The organism is Streptomyces sp. AM6-12 (genome assembly GCF_044327085.1).
Taxonomy (GTDB): Bacteria; Actinomycetota; Actinomycetes; order Streptomycetales; family Streptomycetaceae; genus Streptomyces.
The window spans coordinates 961,789-974,086 of the sequence record NZ_JBIQWN010000002.1 but is presented as its reverse complement, the minus strand read 5'-3'; the positions used below and the strand labels follow the sequence as shown (position 1 = coordinate 974,086).

9 protein-coding genes and 1 pseudogene are annotated in these 12,298 nt (G+C 72.9%); 4 read left to right on the top strand and 6 right to left on the bottom strand.

Annotated elements, in window-relative coordinates:
• Positions 1-90 precede the first annotated feature (90 nt).
• The 4 genes from ACE4Q9_RS32775 to ACE4Q9_RS32760 form a co-directional block, all read right to left on the bottom strand.
• Entirely contained in the window at positions 91-1,416 is a 1,326-nt protein-coding gene (locus ACE4Q9_RS32775) for a UbiD family decarboxylase domain-containing protein (protein ID WP_397988132.1), read from the bottom strand.
• Between the two features lie 26 nt (positions 1,417-1,442).
• Positions 1,443-1,784: a hypothetical protein gene (locus ACE4Q9_RS32770; RefSeq protein ID WP_397988131.1), complete on the bottom strand. Its 342-nt coding sequence runs from the start codon at positions 1,782-1,784 to the stop codon at positions 1,443-1,445.
• A gap of 64 nt (positions 1,785-1,848) precedes the next feature.
• Complete coding sequence (locus ACE4Q9_RS32765; protein ID WP_397988130.1) at positions 1,849-2,868, bottom strand: polyprenyl synthetase family protein; 1,020 nt, start codon at positions 2,866-2,868, stop codon at positions 1,849-1,851.
• Positions 2,865-3,905: a tetratricopeptide repeat protein gene (locus ACE4Q9_RS32760; protein WP_397988129.1), complete on the bottom strand. Its 1,041-nt coding sequence runs from the start codon at positions 3,903-3,905 to the stop codon at positions 2,865-2,867. The genes ACE4Q9_RS32765 and ACE4Q9_RS32760 overlap by 4 nt, the downstream gene beginning before the upstream one ends.
• A gap of 418 nt (positions 3,906-4,323) precedes the next feature.
• Between ACE4Q9_RS32760 and ACE4Q9_RS32755 the strand changes: the two genes are divergently transcribed.
• On the top strand, positions 4,324-4,695 hold the full coding sequence (locus ACE4Q9_RS32755; RefSeq protein ID WP_397988128.1) for a hypothetical protein: 372 nt from the start codon (positions 4,324-4,326) through the stop codon (positions 4,693-4,695).
• A 39-nt stretch (positions 4,696-4,734) separates the two neighbouring features.
• On the opposite strand, the pseudogene ACE4Q9_RS32750 reads toward ACE4Q9_RS32755, so the two are convergent.
• Together ACE4Q9_RS32750 and ACE4Q9_RS32745 are read right to left on the bottom strand one after the other, a co-directional pair.
• Positions 4,735-4,831 (bottom strand): annotated as a pseudogene (locus tag ACE4Q9_RS32750).
• Between the two features lie 108 nt (positions 4,832-4,939).
• Complete coding sequence (locus ACE4Q9_RS32745; protein WP_397988127.1) at positions 4,940-5,191, bottom strand: hypothetical protein; 252 nt, start codon at positions 5,189-5,191, stop codon at positions 4,940-4,942.
• Positions 5,192-5,678: 487 nt separating this feature from the next.
• On the opposite strand from ACE4Q9_RS32745, the gene ACE4Q9_RS32740 reads away from it, so the two are divergent.
• The 3 genes from ACE4Q9_RS32740 to ACE4Q9_RS32730 all read left to right on the top strand — a co-directional run bounded on the left by ACE4Q9_RS32740 (position 5,679) and on the right by ACE4Q9_RS32730 (position 12,266).
• Complete coding sequence (locus ACE4Q9_RS32740; protein ID WP_397988126.1) at positions 5,679-7,154, top strand: MFS transporter; 1,476 nt, start codon at positions 5,679-5,681, stop codon at positions 7,152-7,154.
• 116 nt (positions 7,155-7,270) lie between these two features.
• On the top strand, positions 7,271-7,765 hold the full coding sequence (locus tag ACE4Q9_RS32735) for a hypothetical protein (RefSeq protein WP_397988125.1): 495 nt from the start codon (positions 7,271-7,273) through the stop codon (positions 7,763-7,765).
• 94 nt (positions 7,766-7,859) lie between these two features.
• Positions 7,860-12,266, top strand: coding sequence for a hypothetical protein (locus ACE4Q9_RS32730; RefSeq protein WP_397988124.1), 4,407 nt, complete (start codon positions 7,860-7,862; stop codon positions 12,264-12,266).
• Positions 12,267-12,298 lie beyond the last annotated feature (32 nt).

Sequence of the window (12,298 nt, the reverse complement as noted above, 5' to 3'; positions counted from 1 at the left end):
CGGACCCCGTGGAGCGGCACACTGCCGCCCCGCCGTGTGGAACCGGGACACCTCCGCCATTCACCCGGCCGCCGGTTCGTCAGGCGGTCGTCAGGCGGTCGTCAGGTCCGGCCGGGTCGGCGGCGTGCGGTTCGCCTCGTGCGCCAGGACCCGCTGCCGGATGTGCGGCGGGTAGATGTGCCCGAAGGAGCTGCGGGTGTCGCGTCCGTGACCGACGGCGGGCAGCAAGGCGTCGTAGGTGTCCTTCGGCCCTGTTTCCGCCTGACGCTCCTGCGGTGTGTAGACCGTCAGCAGCGGCAGGACGGCCCCGGTCCTGACGATCCGCCGCTCGGTGGGGTGGACGTGGGTGGCCAGCGCCCAGGCCAGCTCGCGGGGGTCCGAGGCGTCGACGTCGTCGTCCAGGACGAAGATCCGCGGGAGCATGACCTGTAGCCGTTGCCCGTCGATGACGTCGGTGATGCGCTGGGCGAGTTCCAGGGTGGACACGCCGGGCAGCCGGTCGCGCCAGTCGGAGCGGACGGTGACGACCAGCACGTGCGTGGCCATCTCGAACGGCGGCCAGGCGGACTCGACCGGCAGTCCGGCGGCCCGCAGCACCGAAAGCGACTCGGCCGCCAAGGTCAGACCGGTCGCCGTGTGGTACTCGTCGACGGGTTCGCCCTCGGCCACCGCGGGCCAGATCGGGTTGTCACGGTGGGTGATGGCCTCGATGGTGTAGACGGGCTGAAGGCTCGTCGTGCTGGGCCGGAACCCGGCGAATTCGCCCATCGGACCTTCGATGGCGCTGCGGTCCGTCGACAGGTGGCCCTCGATCACGATCTCCGCACCGGCCGGCACCAGCAGATCGCTGGTCTCGCAGGGCACGAGCTCAAGGCTCTCCCCCAGCAGCGCGCCGAGGTAGCCGGTCTCCTCGACGCCGTCGGGAAGCGGCATACCGGAGATGAACGGCACGGCCGGCTCGGCGCCCTGCACGAGCGCGTACGGCATGGGCTCACCGCGGTCGGCCCACTGCTTCCACACATTCCCGAGGTGCTGGCCGACGGCCACCATGCCGGTCATGTGCTTGCCGTCGATCATCATGAACCGGGCTATGGACCAGTTGGTGAAGGAACCGTCGGGGGTGCGGGCGATGATCGTGCCCCAGGTGTTGACGTAGGGGCCGCCGTCCCCGTCGTGCAGCAGCGGTGTGGGGAAGTGGTCGAGGGTCGCGGCCTCGTCCAGCAGGATGTTCGGTGGACGGATCGACCACCACCGGTGGGACGGGACGTGGACAACCGCCGGCGCCGCCGGCTCCGGCTGACCCCCGCGGGAGACGACGAGACCCGCCGGCTCATGCCCCTGGTCGAAAGCGTCGACGAGACCGTGCTGTACGGCCTCCCCTCCTCCCGGCGCGCCGCCCTCCTCGAGATGCTCCACTTCATCGCCGGGAGGTGTCGGCGGCCTCAGCCGCGATGAGGGTCCACGGCGGGATACCCGTTGGGGCCCGGTGTTCGGCGAAAAGGCGCCGCCCCCGCCGCGGCCCCCGCGTCCGTGGCCGGCTTCGCGGTCGGGCCGCCGCTCGCGGCGGGGAGTTCCTGGCGCGGGTCGAGGCGGCGGCGCAGCCGGGCGCTCGGCTCGCCGGGCATTCTGGTCGTCCGATCGTCCTCGCCGACCACTCGTCCGGCCGTCCGGTCGTCTGGTCGTCCGGTCGTCTGGTCGTCCGCCACCGACGCCTGGCGTACGGCGAGTCGGGGTGCGCTGTCCGTGCCGTCCGTCAGCCGCACCGGCGCGCCGTCCTTGTTCACGGGCCCGACGGCCGGGGCGGGTGCGGCGAGGGCTGTCTGGGGTCTGCGCGGCGCGCCGGTGGGTTTACAGGTCGCGGCCGACCAGGAAGTCCAGCACCGCGAGCAGTTCCTCCGTGGCCGCCGGGTCCAGCGCCGCGCGGGTCAGGAGGGTGCGGGCGGCGGCCGTGTGTGTGCGGGCCTCGGCGAGCGCCGCCGTACGGCCGCCGGCCGTCTCGATCAGTTCGGCGGCCTCCCGTGCCCGCCCCGGCGCGGCCAGCAGCTCGGGCAGGTGGCGGGCCGCCGGGGAGTGGAGGGCGGCCAGTACCGGGTAGGTCTTCTTGCCCTCTCGCAGATCGCCGCCCGCGGGCTTGCCGGTGACGGCGGGGTCGCCCCAGATGCCGAGCACGTCGTCGACCAGCTGGAAGGCGATGCCGAGATGCCGGCCGGCCCGGTCCAGCGCGCCGGCCGTGTCCTCGTCCGCTCCCCCGAGCACGGCGCCCAGCGCGCAGGCGCAACCCAGCAGGGCGCCGGTCTTGGCCTCCGCCATCGCCCGGTACTCCTCGGCCGTCACCCTGTCCGGGCCGGTGCACGGCCGGGCGGTGAACAGCAGGTCGTCGGCCTGCCCGCGCACCAGGTCGGCGAGGGCCGCCGACAACAGCCGTACGGCGCGGGCGCTCTGCGGCACGGCGGCGAGGGTCTCCACCGCCAGCGCGAACAGGGCGTCGCCGGCCAGCACCGCCGGGCCGGTGCCGTACGCCTTCCACACGGCCGGGCGGCGGCGCCGGGTCGCGTCGCCGTCCATGATGTCGTCGTGCAGCAGCGAGAAGGTGTGCACCAGCTCCACCGCGACCGCCGCCGGAACCCCGGCGCGTGCGTCGGCACCCGCCGCCCGCGCGCCGAGCACCGCGAGGGCCTGCCGTACGCCCTTGCCGCCCGGTGTGGCGGCGGGCGCGCCGCCCACCTCGCACCAGCCCAGGGAGTACGCGGCCATCTCGGCCGTCCACGGGTGCAGCGCGCCCACCGCCTCGCGCAGCGCCGGCCGCACCAACTCGGCGCAGCGGGCGAGGACTTCGGGCGCGGCGGGCGGAGCCTGAAGCGCGGTCACCGTACGGCCTCCGGCTGGGCTGCGAACTCCTCCTGGGCGCGGATCGCCAGCCGGTGCACGTGCTTGAGTCCGCTGCCTTCCAACGAGCGTGCCAGGTCGGCGAGTTCCGCCGCCGTCTCGTCGCGGTCCCGGCCGAGCCGGGCCAGCGACTTGGCGAGGCCCAGCCGGGCGAGCGCCTCGCCGCGCGGCTCGCTCATCGCGCGGAACTCCCGCAGCGCCAGCTCGTACATCCGCCGCGCCTCTTCGTGGCGTCCGGCCCGGAAGAGGACGTTGCCCCGCATCTTGTGGTTGTATGCCAGCGCGCTGGACAGGTTCATCGCACGGCAGCCGGCCTCCGCCCGCGACAGCAGCTCCAGTGCCTTCTCGGTGTCCTTGTCGCGTACCGAGAGGATGTCCGCGAGGCCGCGCAGCGCCCACGCGTGGCCGCGCCGGTCCTCGGCGCGCTCGGCTATCTCCGCCGCCTCTTCGAACAGCGCGTACGCCCGGTCGTAGTCGCCGGTGTTGCGGTGCATCTGGGCGATGCCCTCCAGTGCCCACACCGTGTGCCGGGCCTCGCCGCGCCTGCGGGCCTCGGCCAGCAGCTGTTCGTGCAGTCGGCCGACCGCCGCGTAGTCGCCCTGGATGCGGCCGGTCTCGGCGAGTCCGGCCAGCGAGTAGCCCCGGCAGACGACGTCGCCGGCCCGTTCGCCGAGGTCGGCCGCGAGTTTGAGCAGCCGCCAGGCCAGCGGGAAGGCCCCGCGCTGCCGGGCGAGGGTGCCGCCGCTCCACAGCGCCCACGCCATCGTCGCGGTGTCGCCGGCCTCGCGGGCGGTACGGTAGCTCGCCTTCCATGCCTGGTCGGCCTCGCGTACGTTTCCGAGCCGCCGGTATGCCTCGGCTACGGCCAGCCCGCAGCGGGCGGCCTCGGCCGGGTGCCCGGACCGCTCGGCCTCGCGCAGCTTGTCGATGCCTTCCGCGAGCACGTCCGTCAGCGAGGAGTTCACGGAGAGGGTGGTCAGGGCGCCCTGGTACTCGGGCGCGAAAGCCTTGCCGTACATACATGCCTTTCTATACACGATGCGTATACACAGCGTGTATAGCGAGTCGGGGATACGCCCCGTCCGCGAGGACCAGGGCGTGTCGGTCTGTTGTCGATCAAGACGCGGGTACGGCGGCGGGGGTTGTCCGTGCGGCGCGGCTCATGATGTGAAGGTTCCGTGCGGACGGTCCAACGGCGCTGTCCGAGGCCGGTGTTCAGCGCGGCGGGATCCGTGGTGCGGTTGCAGGGCACGCACCAGGGGTGTGCCGGCGACTCAGCGTCGGCGGGAGACGGCGACACCGTTCAGGCAGGGTACGCCGCCGACGAGCCCGTATGCCGGTTCAGCCGGGACGAGCGGGTGGTCGGTGATCTGCGCGCGGGCCGGGTGGGCGGCCTGTCGATCGGCTGCTTCGGCTCGGCCGGAACGGCCGGTCGATGTGCGCAGGCTCGCGGAGGACCCCTATCTGGCCGTCGTCCGCGTCGACGATCCGCTCGCCGAGACGCCGGAGGTGCCGGAGGTGCCGTTGTCGGACCTCGCTGCACGGCGTTGGGTGGACAACGACCTCCACGAAGGGGCATGCCGCCAGGTGCTGCTCAACGCCTGTGCGCAGGCCGGGTCCTCCCCGAGTTTCGTGGTGAAAGCGCACGATATCGGCGAGCTGCCAAAGGGCCTGACGACCGTCGCCCTGGTGTCCCCCACTCCGGTCCGGTACATCAGTCTCGCGGTGAAGAAGTCGATCGCGCGATACCCCGCCGCCCGGCGCACCGTAGAGCCGCTGGAAGGGCTGGTGCGCGCGGGGAAGTCCTGAGCCGCTGGATGGCCGGGCCTTCGTGTCATGCCCGCGGAGCGGAGAGGGCAGGATTCGAACCTGCGTGGGCCCCCAGAGGGGCCCGACCGTGAGGCGAGCTCGCTGGTCCCCGATCAACCGCTCCGGGCACCTCTCCCTGCCACCGGCGTTCGGTCTTCCCTGCCGCTGACAGGGACAACAGTGCCAGGGGCCGCTGACCGCCCCCTGATGCACCGCTGACGAACCCGCGGTCCGCTGGCGGGGCTCAGTGGGTGGCGAGCCACCCGACACCACCGCAGAGGAGGAGGGCGGCCGCGGCGAGCGCGGCGTAGCGGGAACGGTGCAGGGTGATTCCGAGCGCAACGGCTGCGACGAGAAAGGCGGCCGTCCCGATCGCTCCTGGCAGGAGGCCGTGACTGTATCCGAAATCGTTGACGTGAAATATCAGCAACCAGAACCAGGAGAGTCTCATCCCCTGCCCCCCCTCGTCATCATCGTCGTTCTTACGGCGCTCCATGTGATTGATCACCAGGTTGGCGAGAGCGACCGGCAGTGTTACCAGCAGCGCCGAAGCCAGGGGTGTTCGACACGGAGACCGGGCGTGAAGAATTCCACGAGCAACGTACCCAGAAAGGTCGTCGCTGCGGAAACGGCCGTGTCCGCGCCGCGTTTGGCTCTGCCGGAAGCCCCCTGTTCCTTTTCCCGACGGGATCTGGTCACCGGCCGCGGCGAGTTGACGTGAGCCGACTGGTCCCGGCCGCCAGGGGTGACGAGAAGGTGGCCCGTGCCAGCTCCGGGAGCGCCAGACGCCTCGCACACCACGGTGAGTTCAAACGCTGGATGCTATCGGGGCGCGCTTCCACCCGTTCTCGCGCATCGCATCGGACCGAGGTGCCGGACGAGGTGCGCGTCACAGCGTGCCGGCGGGCGTTGCCGTGTCCGTTCCTTCGTTGCTAACTTCACCGCACAGGTGAGTTGGAATTTCAAACTGAGGAGAGACGGACATGAGCCTCGCCGACGGCCGGACCGCCGATGCCCCCAGCCCCCCGCAGGCCCGACCGCGACTCGGGGTGGTCTTCGCGGTGATCGGCGCCGGGGTGGCCATGGCCAACCTGGACGTGTTCATCGTCAACGTGGCGCTGCCGGACGTCGGCCGCCAGTTCTCGGGGGCACCGCTGGCGTCCCTGTCGTGGGTGCTGAACGCGTACGCGGTGGTGTTCGCGGCGCTGCTGGTGCCGGCGGGCAACCTCGCCGACCGGGTCAATCCGCGGATCGCCTACCTGTCCGGCATCGTGCTGTTCACGGTCTCCTCGTTGCTGTGCGCCCTGGCGCCGGGGATCTGGTTCCTGGTCGGGGCACGGGTATCGCAGGCCGTCGGTGCGGCGATGCTGATCCCCTCCTCGCTCGGCCTGCTGCTGGCGACCGCTCCCCCCGACAAGCGTCTGGCGTCGGTGCGCGGATGGACGGCGATCAGCGGGGTGGCCAGTGCGCTGGGCCCGGTGCTGGGCGGGCTGCTGACCGATCTGAGCTGGCACTGGGTGTTCCTGATGAACGTGCCGATCGGGGCGGCCGCGCTGCTGGGTGGGCTGCGGGTGCTGCCGCGCGTTCCCTCGCGGGACCTGCCGCGGGCGGACGTGCTCGGTGCCGCCGTGCTGACCTGCGCCATCACCCTGATCGCCCTCGGCCTGGTCAAGGGCGACGACTGGGGCTGGACGTCGGTGGAGTTCATCGGCGCCCTCGTACTCGGGGTGCTGCTGCTGGCCTGGTTCACGGCGCGTTCGGCGCGCCACCCGTCGCCGGTGCTGCCGCTGCCGCTGTTCAGGTTCCGCGGCTTCAGTCCGTCCTCGTTCTCCAACGTCCTGTTCGCCGTAGCGTTCGCCGCCATGCTGCTGTCGACCGTGCTGTGGTGCCAGGACGTGTGGCACTGGTCGGCGGTGCGGACCGGTCTCGCCCTCTTCCCCGGCACCCTGCTGCCGCCCGCGCTGGCCATGAGCATCGGGCCGGTGATCCACCGCTTCGGCTCCGGCGTGGTCGCCTTCACCGGGTGCGTCGTCTTCGGCGCGGGCATCGCCTGGTGGCTGACGCTGCTCACGCCGGCCTCCGGCTACGCGGGCGGGATGCTGCCGGGCATGCTGCTCACCGGCATCGGCGTCGGCCTGACCCTGCCCACGCTGATCAGCGCCGGTGTCTCCGCGCTGCCGCCGCAGAGCTTCTCCACCGGTTCCGGCGTCGTCACCATGGCACGCCAGGCCGGCACCGTCCTCGGCATCTCCCTGCTGGTCGCCACCATGGGCGCAGCGCCGGCCCACCGCGTGGACGCCTTCGACCGGGGCTGTACGATGATCCTCGGCGCCACCGCGGCCGCCGCGATCGCCTGCTTCTTCGTCGGCGGCGTCGGCAAGGCGCACCGGGGGGCCGAGGCCGAAACCGTCGGCGCCGCCCGCAGCGCGAGTTCCGCTGGGGGCGCCGAAGGGGCGTGAGCCGACGGCCGTCGGAGCCAAGGCATGCCGTGCCGCTCGTCGGGGTCCTTGAAGGCTCGGGGCCCGTCCCCCACACTGGTCGTCCGCGTCTCCGGGGCGGGCGATCGGAGGGCCAAGTGCGTGAAAAGCGGGGGGACTTCATGGCCGGTGAGACGGCCAGGGCCGTACGGGACAGTGGGCCACTGGCGGGCAACGTCACCTTGTCCGTGGACGCGGGCGTGCCGGCGGCAGCGGCGGCGGCCGATCTCGCCCGCTGGCTGGACGAGGAGGACGGCCTGCGCGGCTGCGTGCGCAGGGAGGTCGGACCGGTCCCCGAAGGGGCCCTGGGCGGGGAGTTGGAGCACCTGGTGGTGACCCTCGGCTCCGGCGGGGTCGCGACGGCCATGGCCAGCGTGCTCGTCGCCTGGCTGCGTCGGCGTACGGGAAGCGTCACGGTCCGGCTGTCACGGCGTGACGGGAGCCGGATCGAACTGCGCGCGGACCGGGTGCGCGCCTTGGACGCCGCTCAACTACGGGCCCAGGTAGCGCAGTTGGCCGAGGCGGCCTGGCCCGACGCGGCCGAGCGGGATGCGCACGGCGACGGAGCCCGCGATGACGCTCCCGAGCGCTGAGGACGCCGGCGGCGGGTTACGGCCCGTCGCACTGGCACGGCCGGGTTCACGTGTCCTGCTCGTCGGGACGGGCCGGCATCCGGAGAGTGGGCGGGTGCCCGGCATCCCCGCCGTCGAACCGTCGTTGACGGACCTGGCGGACGTCCTGCACCAGCGGGTCGGGGTGCCGCGGGCCAATCTGCGCGTCCTGCTGGATCCGCCGAGCCCGCTGGAGTTCGGCAACGCCGTCCGGCAGGCGGCGCAGGAGGCGGACGACACCCTGCTGGTCCATTTCATCGGCCACGGGCTGGTGGGCGGCGACGAAGGGCTGTACCTGGCCACCTGCGCCACCGACGATCTGGTGGACGGCCTGTCCTGGAAGGCGCTGCGGTACGAGGCGTTACGCGAGACCATCCGCGCCGGCAGGGCACGCTCCGTCGCCGTATTGCTGGACTGCTGCTTCTCCGGCCGGGCCCTGACCCCGCTCGGACCTCCGGCGCTGGACGCCGTCTTCGAACAGAGCCTCGTGCGGGGCGGGTTCCTGCTCACCTCGACCGCCCGCGAGGAACTCGGGCTGGCCCGTCCGGGAGCGACGTACACCGCGTTCACCGGCGGGCTGATCCAGTTGCTGCGGGACGGCGACCCGGCCGGACCGCGGGAGCTGACGCTCGACCACGCCTACCGCTACCTGGCCAGGATCCTGCCCGCGGAAGGCGCTCCGCGTCCCCGGCGGCACAGCAGCGACCGGGCGGGCGAGCTGGTCGTCGCACACAACCCCGCCTACCGTCCGCGTCCCGCGCCCGCCCCGGAGGAGCTGTCCCCCGCGGCTGCCGGTACCGAGCCGGACGACGTCCCGTGCCCCTTCCGGGGACTGGAGTCGTTCGGCCCCGAGGACGCCCGCTACTTCTTCGGGCGGCACCAGGTGGTCCAGGACCTGGTCACCCGTATCCGTGGCGGCGGTCTGATCGCCGTGGTCGGGGCCTCCGGCAGCGGCAAGACGTCCTTGCTGCGCGCCGGGGTCGTACCCGCCCTCGAGGAACTCGGCGGGGGCCGGCGCATCGCCGCCATGAAGCCCGGTGCCGATCCGCTGCGCGCGCTCGCCCGGTGCTCCGACGCGCTGGCGGAAGGCGAGTCGGCCGTCCTGCTGGTCGACCAGTTCGAAGAACTGTTCACCGCGGGCGCGACAGAGGAGGAGCGGGAGCGCTTCGTACGCGAACTCACCGCTCTGGCCGATGGCCGGACCACCATCGTGATCGCCCTGCGGGCCGACTTCTACGAGGCGTGCACCCGCTATCCGGCACTCGTGACGGCGCTGGAGAAGCGGCAGGTCGTGGTCGGCCCGCTCGGGCCGGAGGAACTGCTGGCGGTGATCGAGCTGCCCGCCCGCGTCGCGGGACTGCGCCTGGAGGAGGGGCTGGCCGACACCCTGCTGCGCGAGGCCGGCGTACGGCGGCAGGGTGTGCGCTCCCCCGTGCTGCCGCTGCTGTCCCACGCGCTGCTGGCCACCTGGCAGCAACGCAGCGGCACGCTGCTCACCCTGGCCGGATACCGCGCCACCGGCGGCGTCGACGACGCCATCTCGACCACCGCGGAGCAGGCGTACACGGCGTTGCCCGCCGAGGAGCGGGCGCTGGTGCGCGGTCTGCTGCTGCGCCTGGTGCACATCGGCGAGGGCGTGGAGGACACCCGGCGCAGGCTCTCCCCCGACGACCTGGCCGGCCCCGGCGAACGGGACGCCGCCGTAAGGGTGTTGCACGCGCTGGCCGCGGCCCGGCTGGTCACGGTGGACGAGGAGGGCGTCGAGATCGCCCACGAGGCGCTCCTGTACGCGTGGGCGCGGCTGCGTGCGTGGATCGACGAAGACCGCGCCGGCCTGCTCGCCCTCCAGCAGTTGTCCGATGCCGCCCGCGCCTGGGATCAGGCCGGGCGCAGGGCCAGCGATCTCTACCGCGGTCACCGTCTGGAGACCGCCGAACGTGCCGCGCGCGACCACGAGCGCACCGGAAAGGCCCTCGGCCCGACCGCCCGCGCGTTCCTGGACCAGGGGCTGCGGGACCAGCGGGCGGCCCGCCGCAAGCGCCGGAGCCTGTGGGCGGTCACCTCGGTGCTCGTCGTACTCGCCCTGCTGGCCTCCGTCCTGGGCGTGATCGCCGAACGGAGATCCGTGTGGGAGGGACAGCAGGCGGCGCGGAAGGCGGCCGTGGTGCGCTCCACCGATCTCGCCGCCGACGCCGAGGCGGTCCGGTCCACCGATCCGGGGCTGGCCGCCCAACTGGCCGTCGCCGCCTACCGTTCCTCTCCCACGCGGGAGGCCACCGACCAGCTCTACAGCTCGCTCAACACGCCCGTGGACGGTGTGCTCGCCAGTGGCAGCCCCGTCCTGCGCATCACCACGCAGCCCGACGGTCCCCTGGCCGCGGACAGCGATGCGAACGCGTCGGTACGGCTCTGGAATCTCGCCGACCCCACCGCACCGGTCCTTGAGTCCACCATCCCGGCCGGCGGCTCGGCCATCGCCCTCGCCCCCGGCGGGAGGCTGCTCGCCGGGCACTGCGCCGCCACCGGCAAGGCGCTGTGCCTGTGGGATCTGACGGATCCCCGTCATCCGCGGGCGGGAGCGGAGTTGCCGGTCCCGGCGCGGCTGTCCGGCCGGAAGATGCAGCTCTCCGCCATGGTCGTCAGCCCTGACGGTTCGCTGCTCGCGGCCGCGGCCGAGCAGGGCTTCACGCTGCTGTGGTCGATCGCCGACCCGGCGCACCCGCGGGTACGGGCCGTCCTGCCCGATCCCGCTTCGGAGGCCCTGCTGGCGGGGGTCGCGTTCGCCCCGCGGGGCCACCTGCTGGCACAGACCAATCAGCGGGGCGCGACGCAGGTGTGGAGCGTGGCCGACCCCGCCAGGCCGAAGAAGCTCGCCTCCCTCTCCGCCGGTTTCCAGAGTGTGGCGTTCAGCCCCGACGGCCGCATGATGGGGGCCGCCGGAGACGCCGTCCTCCAGCTGTGGAAGATGGACGACCCCGCACACCCGAAGCCCGTCGAGGTCAGTACCGGGATCACACCGGCCGACCTGGAAAGTGTGGCTTTCAGTCCGGACGGCGGCCGGCTCGTCTACGGCGGCGTCGGCACCGACGATCCCAAGAGCGCCCTGTGCCAGGTGAGACTGACCCCCGCCAACCTCCAGGGCATGGCGCTGACCGACTGCGCGCAGACCGGGTTCGACACCTTCACCGTGGCCTACACCGCGGGCGGCGACATCCTCACCGGCGGCCGGGACGGCAAGCTCCGGTCGTGGCGCCGGCCCCTGACGCAGGCGGCCGGCATGGCGATCACCGGCCGCGATGTGTGGAGCATGAGTCCCGACGGGAAACTGATCGCGGCACCGCGCGACACCGGTTTCAGTACGTCCCCGTCACCGCTCGGCATCTGGAACGCCTCCGCCGCCGGCGATCCCGTCCTCGACGCCACCTTCCCACTGCCGGACATCCCGCAGATGGTGACGTTCCTCGCGCCGAGGGCACTGCTGACCGTCGCGCACAACGGCGCGGTGCAGATCTGGGACCTGCACGACACGCGCCATCCGGCCGAGACCGCGTCGCTGGGTTCCGCCGACTTCCCCACCGAGCCGTCCGGTTTGGGCTCTGTCATCCTCACGCCCGGTGTCACCACCGACCAAGCGGGCGGCCTCGTCGCGGTACAGAGCCACGACCGGCTGGTGCTGTGGCGCGTCACCGGCGCCCTGCACGCCGAACGCGCCGGTTCGATCCCGCTGCCCGATCCCGCCTCGGACATCGCCGGACTGGTGAGCAGACACACCGCCTGCATCCTCACGGGGTCCGGCATCAGCTGGTGGAACGTCAACGACCCCGACCACCCGGACCGCGGCGCCACTTCGGCTCTGCCGCGGGCCAACAAGGGCGGCCTCACCGCGGCGGTGACCGGGGTGGTCGCCGCCACGTCCGGAGTCGCCGGCCCCGGAGCGTCGCTGTCCCTGTTCGTCCTCGCCGGCGGCCGCCCGCGCAGCACCGTCGCCCTTCCGGGAGCCGTCAGCTCGACGGTGGGTCTCAGCGACGACGGCCGGCGTTTGGTGGCCGCCGGCGCCGGCGACAACACCGCCACCGTCTGGGACGCCGACGACCCCGCGCACCCGCGTGTCCTCGGCACGATCAGTACGTTGCGCGGCACCAGCGGCTTCGTCTTCGCACCGAACGGCGGGCTGCTGGCCGACGGGAGCAATGAGCAGCCGGGGATGCAGCTGTGGCGGACGCCGCCCTCGTCGTCCCCCACGCTGCTGGCCATCCTCGAACCCACGGATGTGACCGGGGACCAGCTCACCGCCGCGTTCTCCCCCTCGGGCAGCACCATCGCGGTCGCCGCGACCGGCTCCGTCACGCTCTACGACACCGACCCGGCCGAGGTCGCCGACACCTTGTGCTCCTCCACGCTGCACACGCCGATCACCGCCGCCCAGTGGACCAAGTACGCCCCCGGCGTGCCGTACCGGAACCCGTGCTCGGGGGGAGGGTGAGCGTCGGGGGTACGGCCTCGGGCGCCGACCAG